The organism is Rhizobium sp. CF142 (assembly GCF_000281145.1).
In the GTDB taxonomy this organism is placed as follows: Bacteria; Pseudomonadota; Alphaproteobacteria; order Rhizobiales; family Rhizobiaceae; genus Rhizobium.
Genome location: NZ_AJWE01000091.1, coordinates 31,144 through 46,374 on the forward strand (window position 1 = coordinate 31,144; position 15,231 = coordinate 46,374).

General features: G+C 60.2%; 14 protein-coding genes. 10 read left to right on the top strand and 4 right to left on the bottom strand.

The window, feature by feature from the left end; genetic code table 11:
- The first annotated feature begins 70 nt into the window (after window positions 1–70).
- The 3 genes from argC to PMI11_RS18430 all read left to right on the top strand — a co-directional run bounded on the left by argC (window position 71) and on the right by PMI11_RS18430 (window position 2,697).
- On the top strand, window positions 71–994 hold the full coding sequence (argC, locus tag PMI11_RS18420; RefSeq protein ID WP_007819880.1) for an N-acetyl-gamma-glutamyl-phosphate reductase: 924 nt from the start codon (window positions 71–73) through the stop codon (window positions 992–994).
- Between the two features lie 84 nt (window positions 995–1,078).
- A complete protein-coding gene (locus PMI11_RS18425; RefSeq protein WP_007819882.1) occupies window positions 1,079–1,870 on the top strand; it encodes a sulfite exporter TauE/SafE family protein in 792 nt (263 codons plus the stop codon).
- Window positions 1,871–1,932: 62 nt separating this feature from the next.
- Window positions 1,933–2,697, top strand: coding sequence for a bestrophin-like domain (locus PMI11_RS18430; RefSeq protein WP_007819884.1), 765 nt, complete (start codon window positions 1,933–1,935; stop codon window positions 2,695–2,697).
- A gap of 27 nt (window positions 2,698–2,724) precedes the next feature.
- Here the strand turns inward: PMI11_RS18430 and PMI11_RS36020 are convergent, their stop codons facing one another.
- Complete coding sequence (locus PMI11_RS36020; RefSeq protein ID WP_007819886.1) at window positions 2,725–3,747, bottom strand: AraC family transcriptional regulator; 1,023 nt, start codon at window positions 3,745–3,747, stop codon at window positions 2,725–2,727.
- Between the two features lie 182 nt (window positions 3,748–3,929).
- Between PMI11_RS36020 and PMI11_RS18440 the strand changes: the two genes are divergently transcribed.
- The 4 genes from PMI11_RS18440 (at window position 3,930) to ubiA (ending at window position 9,145) form a co-directional block, all read left to right on the top strand.
- Window positions 3,930–5,555, top strand: coding sequence for an arylsulfatase (locus tag PMI11_RS18440; RefSeq protein ID WP_007819888.1), 1,626 nt, complete (start codon window positions 3,930–3,932; stop codon window positions 5,553–5,555).
- 272 nt (window positions 5,556–5,827) lie between these two features.
- The gene (locus PMI11_RS18445) at window positions 5,828–7,648 is read left to right on the top strand and encodes an ABC transporter ATP-binding protein (protein WP_007819892.1); all 1,821 of its coding nucleotides are present in this window, start codon (window positions 5,828–5,830) and stop codon (window positions 7,646–7,648) included.
- Between the two features lie 103 nt (window positions 7,649–7,751).
- Window positions 7,752–8,105, top strand: a complete 354-nt coding sequence (locus PMI11_RS18450; RefSeq protein WP_007819894.1) for a VOC family protein — start codon at window positions 7,752–7,754, stop codon at window positions 8,103–8,105.
- A 125-nt stretch (window positions 8,106–8,230) separates the two neighbouring features.
- Complete coding sequence (gene ubiA, locus PMI11_RS18455; protein ID WP_007819896.1) at window positions 8,231–9,145, top strand: 4-hydroxybenzoate octaprenyltransferase; 915 nt, start codon at window positions 8,231–8,233, stop codon at window positions 9,143–9,145.
- A gap of 10 nt (window positions 9,146–9,155) precedes the next feature.
- On the opposite strand, the gene PMI11_RS37715 is transcribed toward ubiA, so the two are convergent.
- Together PMI11_RS37715 and PMI11_RS18460 are read right to left on the bottom strand one after the other, a co-directional pair.
- Window positions 9,156–9,323: a hypothetical protein gene (locus PMI11_RS37715; protein WP_007819898.1), complete on the bottom strand. Its 168-nt coding sequence runs from the start codon at window positions 9,321–9,323 to the stop codon at window positions 9,156–9,158.
- 138 nt (window positions 9,324–9,461) lie between these two features.
- Window positions 9,462–10,565 (bottom strand): COX15/CtaA family protein, encoded by a 1,104-nt coding sequence (locus tag PMI11_RS18460; RefSeq protein WP_007819901.1) that lies wholly within the window; start codon window positions 10,563–10,565, stop codon window positions 9,462–9,464.
- A gap of 115 nt (window positions 10,566–10,680) precedes the next feature.
- Here PMI11_RS18460 and PMI11_RS18465 point away from each other — a divergent pair, with 115 nt between their 5' ends.
- Both PMI11_RS18465 and PMI11_RS18470 read left to right on the top strand, forming a co-directional pair.
- A complete protein-coding gene (locus PMI11_RS18465) occupies window positions 10,681–10,890 on the top strand; it encodes a DUF2842 domain-containing protein (protein ID WP_037071678.1) in 210 nt (69 codons plus the stop codon).
- Window positions 10,891–11,015: 125 nt separating this feature from the next.
- Complete coding sequence (locus tag PMI11_RS18470; protein WP_007819905.1) at window positions 11,016–12,251, top strand: GNAT family N-acetyltransferase; 1,236 nt, start codon at window positions 11,016–11,018, stop codon at window positions 12,249–12,251.
- 65 nt (window positions 12,252–12,316) lie between these two features.
- On the opposite strand, the gene PMI11_RS18475 is transcribed toward PMI11_RS18470, so the two are convergent.
- The gene (locus PMI11_RS18475; RefSeq protein ID WP_007819907.1) at window positions 12,317–14,467 is read right to left on the bottom strand and encodes a GumC family protein; all 2,151 of its coding nucleotides are present in this window, start codon (window positions 14,465–14,467) and stop codon (window positions 12,317–12,319) included.
- A gap of 187 nt (window positions 14,468–14,654) precedes the next feature.
- Here PMI11_RS18475 and PMI11_RS18480 point away from each other — a divergent pair, with 187 nt between their 5' ends.
- Window positions 14,655–15,230 carry a polysaccharide biosynthesis/export family protein gene (locus PMI11_RS18480; protein WP_007819909.1) on the top strand — a complete coding sequence of 192 codons (576 nt, stop codon included), beginning with the start codon at window positions 14,655–14,657 and terminating at the stop codon, window positions 15,228–15,230.
- Window position 15,231 lies beyond the last annotated feature (1 nt).

A 15,231-nucleotide genomic window follows, 5' to 3' on the forward strand; every position in this document is an offset into this window, starting at 1 on the left:
CAAATTGATTCAACTTCATGGCAAACTGATTCCGGAAACAATCCGAACCCACTGAAAGTGCAGGACAATCATGGCAGCAAAGATCTTCATCGATGGCGAAGCTGGAACGACGGGTCTGCAGATCCGCGAGCGTCTGGCGGAGCGCCGCGATCTTGAGCTGCTGTCGATCCCGACCGAAAGCCGCAAGGACAAGGCGGTGCGTGCAGCGCTGCTCAACGAGGCTGATATCGCGATCCTCTGCCTGCCTGACGATGCCGCCAAGGAAAGCGTCAGCCTGATCGAGAATGACAGCACAAAAGTAATCGACGCTTCGACTGCGCATCGCGTCGCCGAAGGCTGGGCCTATGGCTTCCCGGAAATGAGCAGGGAGCAGGCGGGTGTCATCGCCTCGGCCAAGCGCGTCGCCAATCCCGGCTGCTGGCCGCAAGGTCCGATCGCCACGCTGCGCCCGCTGATCGAAGCCGGGCTCATTCCCTCGGATTTCCCGGTCACGGTCAACGGCATCTCCGGTTATACCGGCGGCGGCCGCACCATGATCGAGGATTACGTCGCCAAGGGCGAGGATGCGCCTGAATACATGCCCTACGGCCTGGGCTTCAAGCACAAGCATCTGCCGGAGCTGCAGCGCTACGCCAAGCTTGGACGTGTACCCTTCTTCCAGCCGGTCGTCGGCAATTTCGCGCAGGGCATGGTCGTGACCGTGCCGCTGCAGCTCTCGCATCTGCCCAAGGTGCCGAAGGGTGCCGATCTGCATGCAGCGATCGCCGACTATTATGCCGGCATCAAGGGCTTCGTGGAGGTCGCCTCCTTGGAGGCATCGGAGCGCACGCCGGAGCTCAATCCGGAAATCTACAACAACACCAACCGTATGCGCCTGCACGTCTTTGCCAATGACGATATCGCGCAGGCGCTGCTCGTCGCCGTCTACGACAATCTCGGCAAAGGCGCTTCGGGTGCCGCCGTGCAGAACATGGACCTGATGCTGGGCGCCTGATATCACGCATTTGCCTGTTGTCAGGCACCTGCGTTAAGACAGGGCCTCCAGCCCTGTCTCTCCCCGAAATACGGAGCCCGATCGATGACGCTGGAAGCGCTGATGGCCGGTCTGCGCGCCTGGTTTGATGCTGCGCTGCCAGATCACGGCATTTCCTCGCTGATCATATTTGCTTTCGTCGCCGGCCTCGCGCGCGGCTTTTCCGGTTTCGGCGCGGCACTCATCTTCATTCCGCTTGCCGGCGCCGTGATCGGGCCGAAGCTCACCTCCCCTGTATTGCTCGTCATCGACGGGCTTGCGACCCTCGGCATGATCCCCGCCGCATGGCGCGGGGCGGACAGGCGCGAGGTCTTCACGATGGCAGCAGGTGCGGCGCTCGGCGTTCCGGCCGGAACGGCGGCACTGGCACTCATGGAGCCGCTGCTGCTGCGCTGGATCGTCTCAGCCATTGCCATCTGCCTGCTGGCACTGCTTGTCTCCGGCTGGCGCTATCACGGCAAACCAATCGCACCGCTCAGCGCCGCGATCGGCCTCATTGCCGGCCTCTTCAGCGGCGCAGCGCAGCTCGGCGGACCGCCTGTTGTCGCCTACTGGCTCGGCGGCAATAGTAATTTCACGCGTGTGCGCTCGAACGTCATCCTTTACTTTTCGATCTCCACGGTCTTCAGCTTCATCAGCTACTATTTCGGCGGGCTGTTCGTCTCCACGGTCTTTGTGCTCACGATCGTCACCCTGCCCGCCTATGCCGCTGGCCTCTGGGGCGGCTCGAAGCTGTTCGGGTTCGCCAAGGAGAGCACCTTCCGCGTGACCTGCTACATTCTGATCGCGGCCTCTGCGATCGGCGGCATGCCTGTCTTCGACAGTCTGCTTCGGTAGTACCCGATACGATTGCCCGCTTGCTATGAAAGCCTTACACTCTCCCATGTGAGGGGAGCTAAATGGCGTCGGTTCTCATCGGCATTGCCATCATTGGAGGCACGACCGCAACAGTGCTTGCGGCCTATTACATCATGCATCTGGCTATGGGCGGTGACCCGGGCGGGCGGGACAGGGAGCTGGCCAGTTCGGTCATCACCCGCATCGCCAGCCTGCATGCGCTCATCCTTGCCCTCGTTTTTGCGCAGGAAATGATCGAATATCAGGCGCTGCGAACGGAAAGCACGGTGGAAAGCAATGCGGTCGGCGATGTCTTCTATGATGCCGAACGCTATGGCCCGGAGGCGCAGGGACCGATCCAGAAGGCGCTGAAAGACTATGTCCGCATCGTCATCGAGCAGGAATGGAGCGAGCTCGGGCGCACCGGCGAACTCTCTTCGGCGGCCTGGGATCAATGGAACAACGCCTATCTGAGGATCCTCGAACTGGCTCCCGTCAATGCCAAGCAAGAGAGCCTGCGCGGCCACATGCTCGAGGAAATCCATATGATTTCGGAATCCCGCGACCGGCGGGAAAACAGCGGCACCGACTCCATCAGCCTGATCTTCTGGTTTGCCGCGGTTTCAGGAGTGGTCTTTACCGCCATCGGCTATTACCCCTACGCGCCCGACGGCCGCAACCTGCTACTGCTGTCGATCTTCGGCGTCTTTACCGGCATCATCCTTTTCTTCATCTACGCCTTCTCCAATCCTTACAGCCCACCTGCAACACTGTTTCCAACGGCGTTCGAGCGCTTGCAGGAGGAAATCAGCGGGCCGGATCCGTGAGACCGTTGCCGGTCAGCGGATGCTCTCTCATTTCTCAGGAGACGGCAATCGCGTACGATCCAGATCGTTGCCTGCGCGATTGGAAAGGGCTGCGCGCAGCGTCGTGGACGGCAACTCTCCATAGCTCGCCTGATAATAATGCGCGAATGCCCCGAGATTGCCGAAGCCGCAATCGAATGCCACCGATGTGACTGTGGTTCCCGGTTGGGGTGCTGCGAGCATATCATGCGCCCGAGCCAGCCGGACACGGCGCGCAAACACCATCGGCGACATTCCGCGCGCGCGCCTGAAGGAATGAAACAGGCTTCTCACGCTGGTATTTGCAGCCGCGGCGAGCGCTTCGATGGTCACCGGTTTGTCCCAGTTGTCCGCGATATATTCCTCGGCCCGGCGCACCTGCCATGGAGCCGTGCCGGGCGGGTTGCCGGCAAGCCTGTCGCTGTAGTTATGACGCGAATTGCAAAGATACGAGACCATGATTGCCTGTTCCATTTCAGCGAGCAGAAGCGGTGGCACAAAACTGCCGGCCTGGCTCAACTCTCCGACAACGAACTCGATCCATCTGAACTGGGCATCGCTACGGATCACATCCGCTACCAGGCATAACGGCGGATCGATGGGCTCGCCGATAAGACTTGCAAGCTTGCGCACCAGGCCATCCGGCCTGATCCGCACGATGAGATGCTCGAAATCCCGCGAATAGCGCAAATTGAGCCGCGCGCCTGGTCCGCCGACAACGCCTCGTTCGCGTGAGAGGGTGCCGGACGCCCGGTCGATTATCGCATCTCCCCCGCCGTGCAGAGGAAAACCCTGCAGATAATAGTTCGACTGCTCGACAGTTGCGTTCATGGCTGCGCCGTAGCGCGCATAGGTCAATCCGACATTATCGATCTGGCAGTGGTTGAGGCGAGCATCGACTATCCCCTCGTCACGTGGGAAATCAATCGAGCGGACTGCAAACAGATCCGTGACACGAGCCAGCAATGCATCCGGATCTGCGCTGGCAAATTGCTGGAAACGATTGAGAGGATGATGGCTGAGGGCGTCCATGAACTGATCTCCGCACTCCGCGTCCGGTCCGGTTCCTGGTGATGTGCTGGCAGTCTGCGGCCATTCATTGCAGGAATCAAGTAGCGCTCGAACGGCTGTCCAGCTGAAACTCCAGGGTGTAGTATATTCCGTTGCCGTCATGGACGGTCAATGGATCGAGACTGCCAATAGGAGGAAGGGATATGAGCAAGCATGTCATCACACCTCAGGGCGTCAGCGGTACTCGCGAACGCGGCGGAATGAGCCGGCGAAGCCTTCTGTTGCTTGGAGGGACAGCACTAGCAGCTGCTGCAGTTTCACTACCGGCCTCGATACGAACCGTGAGGGCCCAGACAGCGTCTGCGCGGCCTCCGAACATTCTCATCCTGTGGGGCGACGATATCGGATACTGGAATGTCAGCGCCTATAATCAGGGCATGATGGGCTACAAGACGCCCAATATCGACCGGATTGCCAGAGAAGGCGGGCTGTTCACCGACTACTACGGTCAGCAGAGCTGCACGGCCGGGCGGGCGGCTTTCATCATGGGACAGTCACCCTATCGTACGGGGCTTTTGAAGGTTGGCCTGCCGGGCGCCAAAGAGGGAATGCAGGCGGAAGACCCGACGCTTGCCGAACTCCTCAAACCGCATGGATATCTTACGGGGCAATTCGGCAAGAACCATCTCGGCGACCGTGACGAGCATCTTCCGACAGCTCACGGCTTCGACGAGTTCTTCGGTTCCCTCTATCATCTCAATGCCGAAGACGAACCCGAGCATCCGGACTATCCGAAAAATCCGGAATTCAGGAAGAAGTTCGGTCCGCGCGGCGTTCTGCATTCCTATGCCGACGGCCGCATCGAGAATACCGGCCCACTGACAAAGAAACGCATGGAGACGATCGATCAGGAAGTCACCGATGCCGCGATCGGCTTCCTGAAGCGTGCCAAGGAACAGGACAAGCCGTTTTTCCTGTGGTGGAATTCGACGCGCATGCATGTCTGGACCAGGCTCAAGGCCGAAAGCCAGGGCAAGACCGGATTGGGCATCTATCCCGACGGCATGACCGAGCACGACGAAATGGTCGGGCAGATGCTGAAGGCCTTGGACGACCTCGGCCTCGCCGAGAATACGATCGTGATGTATTCGACTGACAACGGGGCGGAGAAGTTCACCTGGCCGGACGGCGGCCAGTCGCCGTTCCGCGGTGAGAAGAATACGAACTGGGAGGGCGGCTTCCGCGTCCCCTGTGCCGTCCGCTGGCCAGGCACTATCGCGCCAGGAACGATCTACAATGAGATCGTGGCACATGAAGACTGGATACCCACGCTGGTTGCCGCCGCGGGCGAACCGCAAATCAAGGACAAGCTTCTCTCGGGCTATACGGCCGGCCCCAAGACATTCAAGGTCCATCTCGACGGCTACAACATCACCGACTATCTCGCGGGGCACAGCCCCGATCCGCGCCGCGAATTCATCTACTTCGTGGACGACGGCACGCTCGTCGGTCTGCGTTACGATCAATGGAAGATCGTTTTTGCCGAGCAACGCGCCGAAGGGCTCGATGTGTGGCAGGAACCTTTCGTGCCCTTGCGTTTGCCGAAGCTCTTCAACCTGCGCTCGGATCCTTTCGAAACGGCCGATCACGAGGGCATGGATTACGAGCGCTGGCGTGTCGAACATCTGTTCGTCATGGTGCCGGCACAGGCTTACGTCGCCAAATTCTTGGAAACTTTCAAGGAGTTCCCGCCACGGCAGAAGCCGGGCAGCTTCTCGATCGACCAGGTGATGGACAACCTCCAGAATTCACCCGGGGGAGCGAACTAGGCCGGGGCTACAACAGAATATCGCGTCCCGACGGGTAGGGGCGCGATATTGGCCGCTTCAGCAACAAATGATCATTGCGCTATAAGGAGGTCGCTTTCCTCGCTGTTTTGCGGTAAAAGCGGCGTCGTGCATGCGAGGCAGCCTATAGGCATCTGCTCGCATCACGACTTTGACAGCCACTGTGCTGACTGTTTCACGCCGATGGGAGGCACTCATGAAAACGATCCTGAGCAACCAGAAGAACAAGATCAACACTCAGGATATCCGTCTTCATGTCCAGTTTGCTTTCACGCGCGAGGAAAAACCCGCCGCGTCTTAACCGCAGCTTCTCAACCGCATCGCAATCCCACGACAGGCGCCAGCTGCGCCTGCGCAAGTTCGTGTCCTACTTCCGGCCGCATCTTCCGCTGCTCATGGCCGATATTGCCTGCGCCGTGGTCGTTGCTGCTGCCGCAGTAGCGTTGCCGCTCTGCGCCAACATCGTCATGAGCCATCTCATCGGGCTCACCGATACGGCTTCGGCCTATTGGCAGATCCTCGGCATGGGCAGCGTCATGCTGGCCATCGTGGCAGTCGAGACAGCTGCGATCTTCTTCGTCGATTATCGCGGCCATATGATGGGTGCGCATATCGAGGCGCATATCCGGCAGGAACTGTTCGACCACTGCCAGAAGCTCTCCTTCGGCTTCTACGACCGGCACCGCACCGGCCAATTGATGAGCCGCATCGTCGGCGATTCGTTCTGGCTGGGAGAACTTTTCCATCACGGGCCGGAAGACCTTCTGATCGCTATTCTCAAATATAGCGGGGCGATGGCAGTCCTGTTCTTCATCGACCCGCAACTGGCATTTCTGATCCTCCTGCTGACGCCTTTTGCCGTGGCTTATGCGCTGCACTTCAACAGGCGCATGAACCGTGCCCTCGAGGCGAGCAAGCAGGAAATCGCCGCCGTCAACGAAAAGGTCGAGGATGCGCTGGCCGGCATCCGCGTCGTCCAATCCTTCGCCAACGAGGATCTGGAGCGGAAACGCTTTGCTGTCCTCAACAGGCGCTTCCTCGAAAGTCGCGCCGATGGCTACCGCAGCGAAGCCTGGTTTTCCGCCGGTGCCGAGACCTTCGCCCAGATCATTACGCTTCTGGTCGTCATCCTCGGCGGATTGCGCATCCTTGCGGCGGAACTCACCATTGCCGATCTCCTGACCTTCCTGCTCTGCGTCGGCGTCCTCGTCGATCCGGTCAAGCGGATGGCCAACCTCGCCCGGCTCTGGCAGGAGGGCTATACGGGCTTCGTGCGGGCCATGGAAATCCTGGAGATCGACCCAGACGTCGTGGATCGACCTTCGGCTCATGCGTTGCATACCCCGAAGGGAGAGATCCGGCTCTCGAATGTCGATTTCAGCTATGAGGACGGAGCGGACGTGCTCAGCAACCTGTCGCTGACCATCCGCCCCGGCGAATTCGTGGCACTCGTCGGCCCCTCCGGCGTGGGGAAAAGCACGCTCTGCGCGCTGCTGCCCCGCTTCTATGATGTCACCGGCGGCTCGATCGAAATCGATGGCACCGATATCCGTGATGTGACGCTCGCCTCGCTGCGCCGGCACCTCGGTGTGGTGCAGCAGGATGTCTATCTCTTCGCCGGAACTGTGGCGGACAACCTGCGTTACGGCCGACCGGATGCGACGGACGAAGAGGTGGAGGCCGCAGCCCGTGCTGCCCATGCGCATGATTTCATCATGGCGTTACCGCAGGGCTATCAGACCGATATCGGCCAGCGCGGCGTAAAGCTGTCGGGCGGGCAGCGCCAGCGGCTGACGATCGCCCGTGCCTTCCTCAAGAACCCTGCCATCCTCATCTTCGACGAGGCGACGAGTGCGCTCGACAATGAAAGCGAGCGGGCGGTTCAGCAGGCGTTCCTGACGCTCGCCAAGGGGCGCACGACGCTCGTGATCGCCCATCGCCTTTCGACGATCCGCCACGCCGACCGCATTCTGGTGCTCACCGGCGACGGTATCGTCGAAGAAGGCAATCATGACAGGCTGATGGAGAGCGGCGGCATCTATGCCAATCTCTACGGGCTGCAGGCGAGCATCTGAGGTCCAATGACTACGACCCTGCGGAACAGTTCAGCAGACAGGGCCCGAACTGTTCCGCAGGTCGACCAAGTGCTATTTCTCTTCGAGCCGAGGGAGGAACACCATGACTGTGCTGCGCATCGTTCCGAATATAGCCGCCGCTTCGATTGAAGAGGTGCGCAATTTTTATTCCGCGCTGTTCGATCTCGACATCGCGATGGATCATGGCTGGATCGTCACCCTTGCATCCGACAGGCGCGCAATCACCCAGATCGGTATTGCAACGGAGGGCGGATCGGGAACCGCAGTGCCCGACATTTCGATCGAGGTCGATGATCTGAACGAGGTCCATCGGCGCGCTGTGACAGGCGGGCATCAGATCGTCTACGGGCCGACCGACGAGCCCTGGGGTGTACGGCGTTTCTATATTCGCGACCCCACCGGCAAGCTGCTGAACATCCTCTCTCACGCAGGCTGAATGGGTCTGTCTGACACGGGGACGATCATTGCAACGTCTGCGAAAGCCTCTATTCTGCGACAGCCAATCCAAGGCACGAAATAGCTGCTTTCATTGAGAATTTTCGAAAATATCCGGATCACGCCATGAACACATTAAACCGCCCGGACTTGAGCGATATTCATAGGGGTGACTGGGTGGATCGGCTGTTGCCGGGCACATGGCGACCTTACACAAGGCTCGCGCGGCTCGATCGCCCAGTCGGAATATGGCTGACGCTGTTTCCATGCTGGGCGGCGCTGTTTCAGGCCGCTCATGGCTTGCCTGATATCCGGCAGCTGGCCGTCTTCACGCTCGGCGCCCTGCTGATGAGAAGCGCCGGCTCCACGATCAACGATATCGCGGACCGGAAATTTGACGGCCATGTCGAGCGAACCCGTTTCCGGCCTCTGGCAAGCGGGCAGATCGGCGTCAGTCAGGCGTTGACCTTTCTGGCCGTCGAACTCGCCTTGGCGGCATCTCTCCTGCTGTTTCTGACGCCCTATACGCGGCTGATCGCCCTGTGCGTTCTGCCGCTTGTGTTCATCTATCCGCTCTGCAAACGCTTCACCCATTGGCCGCAGGCGGTGCTGGGCGCAGCGTTCAACTGGGGCATGCTCATGGCCTGGGCGGAAATTGCCGGCCATATTCCGGCCGGAGCCGTGCTTATGTGGGCTGGAGCCATCGCGTGGCAGATCGGCTACGATACCGTCTATGCCTATGTCGACGTGAAAGACGACAGAAGCCTCGGGCTGAAATCAACTGCGATCCTGTTCGGCCGGCATGGCAAGCTCATGATTGGCCTGTTCTACGCTTTGACGGTCGCCGCATGGTCGCTCGGAGGCTGGCTGTCGGGCATGTCCCTGCCCTATGCGTTTGGAATGCTCGTCATCGCCGCGCACCTTATTTGGCAGACCTGGCGGATCGACCTTGCACGGCCGGAAGTGAATTACCGTCTGTTCCTGGCAAATATCCTGACCGGGCTATTGCTGGCAGCCTCGGCCTTTATGGGAACGTGGTAAGCCCGTCGGCTCAATAAGAGCAGGGGCGATTATCGCTGGGACGGAAACCGCCGGCGCAGGCCGGGTTCAGGGACGTATCCTCGCCATAATCGTATCTCCCCGTCGATGTACAGCCCGAGGCGATTGCGGAAAGCGTGATCAGCGCGCCTGCCATTACGAATGTGCGAAATCTGTTCATGTGAACATCCCCCTTCATAGGATCGCCCATGCGCCAAGCCGACAATCTAGCATGTCACGGCAAATCCATGCGAGGAGCATCGCATTGATCCCATTCACTCTTCCGCGAGCCAGGAGATAAGGACGTCTCTATCCCTGCTCAGTCACGCTCGGCGATAACAGTTGCGTGGGGATATTCGCCGTAATAGCCGCGCCAGTTGGCGACGGCGAAACCGAATACCACCAACGCACCTGCCTGGTGCAGCAGGCCCCAATGCAGCGGCACCTCGAGCAGCAGCGTGGTGATGCCAATTGCCGCCTGGATCGTGACGAGTGCGAAGAGCACCACGGAGCGGCGTGCATGCGTGGTCCAGGATGCGGTACGCAGCGCGATCACCATGTTGATGAACGCCAGTGCGAAAAGCGTGTACGCGCCGAAACGGTGGATGAACTGCACCGTCTTCGGGTTTTCGAAGAGGTTGATCCAGAAGGGCTGCTGGATGAAGAGATCGCCGGGCACGACGGCGCCGTCCATCAGCGGCCAGGTATTGTAGGTAAAGCCGGCATCGAGGCCGGCGACCAGTGCGCCGAGATAGATCTGGAAGAGCGAGAAGATGGCGATCGCCGCCGCCCAGCGGTGGGAATTCTTCGTCGGGGCAGCATCATCGGAATGCGGCGAAAGCCCGCGCATGATCCACATGCAGGAGGCGAAGATCAGGCAGGCCATGACGAGATGGGTGGCAAGCCGGTACTGGCTGACATCCGTGCGCACAGACAGGCCGGAGGAGACCATCCACCAGCCGATAAAACCCTGCAGGCCACCCAGCGTCAGGATGCCGGCAAGCGGCCAGCGCAGGCGCTTCTCGATCCTGCCCGTCAGCCAGAAAAAGACCAGCGGCAGCGCGAAGATCACGCCGATGCCGCGTGCGATCAGCCGGTGCGCCCATTCCCACCAGAAGATGCTCTTGAACTGATCGACCGTCATGTCACTGTTCAGTTGCTGGAACTCGGGAATGCGCTGGTAGAGCTTGAATTCCTCTTCCCACTCGGCGGCATTCAGCGGCGGGATGACGCCGTGAATCGGCTTCCATTCGGTGATGGAAAGACCGGAATTGGTGAGCCGCGTGGCACCCCCTACGAGCACGAGACAGAAGAGCGCCAAAAGCACGAAACCCAGCCAGATGCGCACGGCGCGGCGGTTGTTGTCCTGCCTGCGCACTTCAGTGCGGATCGCCTGCTCCGGGCTCAGGTTCGCGACGGCCATGATGTCTCCTTCTATCCGGCAGTTGATTTGCCCCAGCGGCTGATGCAAAACAAGCCCCGAACCTTTGCGGCATGCCGTCGCGCCGGCTCAGTCCCATCCGTTCGAAAGTTATACGATGCCCGTCCGCCTTCGCAAATTCATCGGCACGATCCTGATCATCATCCTCGTGCTTTTCTATGCGATTGTGGCGAATACGATCGCGGTCGCGACGCTCGGCAATGCGCCCTGGTGGGGGCATCTCCTTTACTTCGCGCTCACCGGCCTGCTCTGGGTGCTGCCGGCGATGGTCATCATCAAGTGGATGGCCGGTCCGAGACAGCGGTAGGGGCCGATTAACGACGGAATAACCCTGATTTGTGGAAATCCTCACTGAGGGGCGGCGGTTAAACCAAATATACGTCTGGCTGCCTTACCTTCCTCTGCAGCAATCTCTCGATCGGAGAAAGATACGTGCAGACGCAGAGGCTCGATGTTCTTGAACAAAAGTTCGACGCTGTGGCGCAAGCTGAAGCCGGCATTTCCCGGCTGCGGCAACTCAGCGTGAAACTTGCCATGGCCGAACTCGATATCCAGCTTTTCGACAGGATGGAGCCCCTGGAAGAGGAATGGCGCGCGCTGGAGCGCGACAATCTTTCCTCGCTGCACCAAAGCTATGATTGGTGCGCCGCCTGGGTGGCGGCTTTCCGCCGTCCGCTCGCCATCCTGCGTGGCAGCAGCGGCAACCGCACCGCCTTCATCCTGCCGGTGGAAATCGTCGCTTCACGCGGCATGCGGATCGCCAAATTCATCGGCGCCGACCACAGCAACATCAATACCGGCCTGTTCTCACAGGACTTTGCCGCAGACAGCGATACGGTAGACAGCCATCATCTTGCTGCCCGCCTTCGTGCAGCACTCGCCGGCAAGGCCGATCTGCTTCTTCTGCAAAATATTCCACTGGAATGGCGCAGCCGTCGCAACATGCTCTCGGGCCTGCCCATGGTGCAGAACCAGAACCACGCCTATCAGCTTCCGCTTTTCGATACGTTCGAGAAGACGCTGCAGCAGTTGAACGCCAAGAGCAGGCGCAAGAAATTCCGCGCGCAGAGCCGGCGGCTGGAGGCGGTTGGCGGTTTCGACTATATCGCGCCGGAAGCTTCCTCGGAGCAACACGAACTTCTCGACATGTTCTTCCGCCTGAAAAGCGCCCGCTTCGCCTCGCTCGGCCTGCCCGATGTCTTTGCGGATGCGGAAACCAAGGCCTTCCTGCACGGCCTGATCGACAAGCGGAATGGCGACAATTTCGGCCTGCAGATGCGCGTCCTGCGCCTGAAGGGCGACTATGAGGGACGCATCGCCGCGCTGTCGGGGATTTCCCGCAAGGGCGACCACGTCATCTGCCAGTTCGGCGCGATCGACGAGGATCTGGTTGCGGATGCAAGCCCCGGCGAATTCCTCTTCTGGCAGATGATATCAGGTCTGCACGGCCAGGGAGTTGCGCTCTTCGATTTCGGTCTCGGCGACCAGACCTACAAGCGCTCCTGGGCGCCAGTCGAAACTGACCATTACGATGTGGTCCTGCCAATCTCCGGCATCGGCATCGCAGCCGGCACGGCGCACCGGGCAATCACTCGTGGCAAGGCCTTCATCAAGGCCCGCCCTGGCCTTTATAAATTCGCCCAAAATATCCGGGCCAAGGTCGGGTAAGCATGTCGCGCAAAAGTGTGCAGCGGTTTTGCGACAATGACATGCGTAAAACAAAGATTTAAAGATCAGGCGGCGTGACGCGCAGGGCTGCGCATGGCAGCCTCTTCGCCGCCCGACATCAGGACGACGCGCTCGTAGCCTGCACTCTGGAAATCCTGCATCATGCCGACGAAAGTAGCCTCATCGATCTCGGGCAGCGACAGGATGATCTCGATTTCCTTGCTGCGCGTCAGCCGCGAAACACCGGCGACATCGGCCGCGCCGCATTCGACAATGACGATATCATAGGCCGAAGTCAGAGCATCGAGCAGTAGCGAAAGCCTGTCGACGCCCCGCATGGCGCGGCGCACATCGCTCACGCCCTGCGGGATCAGATGCGCATCGGACATCCGGTCGCCATGGATCGTCTCGCCGAAGGCAGCCTCCCCGCAGAGAAGATCGGTAACGCCCAGTGCTTCGGGGTTCTCGGCCATCAGTTCGCTCGGATAGCCGGAGCCAGTCATGTCGATCACGATCACGCGGCGTCCGGTATCGGCGAGCACGCGTGCCAGGGCAACGGTCGCGGCCGAACCATTGTCACCAGTTGGAGATATGGAGACAGCAAGCGGAGCGCGGCAGTCGGTGAGATAACGCGCGACGGACGAAACGGAGAATTCGTTGTCGTCGGCAGGCGCCTCCCCTACCGGCTCGGCTTCCGGCTCCTCATCGTCATCCATGGCAGCCGTCAGCATGCTCGGCTTGGCGAGCTTCGAGGCGGGAACGGGTGTTGCGTCCCCCTGCCCTTCTTCCTCGACCCCGTCCTCGACATCGGGGGCTTCCACCGGACGCAGCGCACGGCCGCTGAAGAGTTCGGAGAGCATGATGATGATCGCGCTCATGATGAGTGTTGCGACTGCGGCAACGACGACGATCGGCACGACCTTCGGGAAATAGGGATCGACCTGCTCGATCGCCTTCGAAACAATGCGGGCGTCCGCCGGACTGGAATTCCGGTCGGCGCGGGAAGCGGCCTCGCGGTAACGCACGAGGTAGGTTTCGAGAAGCTGGCGCTGGGCATTCGCCTCCCGCTCAAGCGCGTTGAGCCCCACTCCGTCCTCGCCCGCCCTGGCGCTGTTGGCCTGCAGCGTATCGGACTGCTGTTCCAATTCCTGTTCGCGCAGATCGGCAACCTTCGTCTCGTTCTCGATGCTGGCGAGAATCTTCTGCGTTTCCTGGCGGATTTGCACGCGGATATCGGCAAGCTGAGCGCGCAGGCTCTTCAGCCGCGGGTGGTTGTTCAGCAGGCTCGTCTGCAGGTCGGAGATCTGCGATTGGAGGCCGGATTCCGTCGCCTTCAGCCGCTGGATCGCCTGCGACGACATAATATCACTTAGCGTGTCTGAGGCTTCGCCCGAAGAGAGCGCGTTGCGCACGGCCTGCGCCCTCGCTTCGGCATTCGCCTTGTCGGTGCGCACGCGGGTCAGCTCGACGGAAATATCGTTGAGCTGCTGCGCGGTAAAGGTCGTGGTGCCGTTGGTCTGCAGCAGGCCATGGGTGGTGCGGTAATCGGCGACCTTCTTCTCGGCCTCGCTCACCTTCTGGCGCATGCTGTCGATCTCCGGCTCGAGCCAGCGCGTGGCTTCGGTGTTGGAGTCGAGCTTGGCGCCACTCTGGATAGCCAGGTAGACCTGCGCCATGGCATTCGGAATGCTGGCGGCGAGTTTTGGATCCTTGGAGGTGAAGGTGATGCCGATGACGCGCGAGCCCGGCACCTGATAGACTTGCAGGCGCTGAGTGAAGGCGTCGATAACGCGCTCTTCCGGCGGATTTTCCAGCGGGTTTTTCTTCAGGTGCAGCGCCACGAGGATATCGGTGAGCGCAGAGCCGTTCGCAGCCGCATCGAATTCCGGCAGATTATAGAGCTTCAGATTGTTGATGACCTGCTTGATAAGGTCTGCCGACTGCAGGATCTGTACCTGGCTCGCGATATTCAACTCGTCGAGCAGTGGTCCGGCACTGGCGTCATTCGTCTGTGTATTGGCGAATGCGGGAGCTCGCGGCTCGATAAGGAGACGCGTTTCGCTGCGATATTGCGGTGAAACTATCTTGGCGCCGGCAAAGGCGACAGCCGCACCCAATGCGGTGATCGTCAATATTCTCAGACGACAGGCCCAGACCGCGCGCGCAAGCTGGCCGAGGTCGATGTCCACATCCTGATCACTCGCTACGCGGGACATACTCACTACTCCAATACGAACTGCCCCAAGCGTAAACGACCATGGTAACTCAACGGTTAATGGCAATTCCCTCGCAAACAGGACGCTCCTGATAAAGGAATTGCGGAAATCGGCGGATTTTTTACCGGGCATTAACCCTAATAGATCGATAACGGCTCGACCGATTTATCTTCCTGTGAGCAAGCGGATGCCCTTCGTCCAGCCCAAGACCTTGATGGCTATGAGCCTTGTCGCCATGATGGCTGCACTGGCGGGCTGCACGACCTATCGACCGGCGCCGAAGGCCTTCAACCAGGCGACGATCCAACCCTATTCGCTCGACAGCGGCGACCGCCTGCGCATCACCGTCTTCGATCAAGCGACGCTGACCAATACCTATACGGTGGATCAGGCCGGTTATATCGCATTTCCCCTTATCGGCCAGGTCCCTGCCCGCGGCCGCACCCTGCAGCAGCTTTCCGGCCAGATCGCGCAGAAGCTGCAGCAGGGATATCTTCGCGATCCTGATGTCACGATCGATGTCGACCGCTATCGCTCCGTCTACATCATGGGTGAAGTCGGCCAGCCCGGCCAATATGCCTATGTTCCCGGCATGACCGTGCAGAACGCCATCGCAGTTGCCGGCGGCTTCACCAGCCGCGCCAACCAGAGCATGGTCGACGTCACGCGCAAGATCAACGGACAGGTGCTGACGGGCCGCGTCAATATTTCCGGCCCGATCATCGCCGGTGACACGATCTATGTTCGTGAACGGCTCTTCTAGC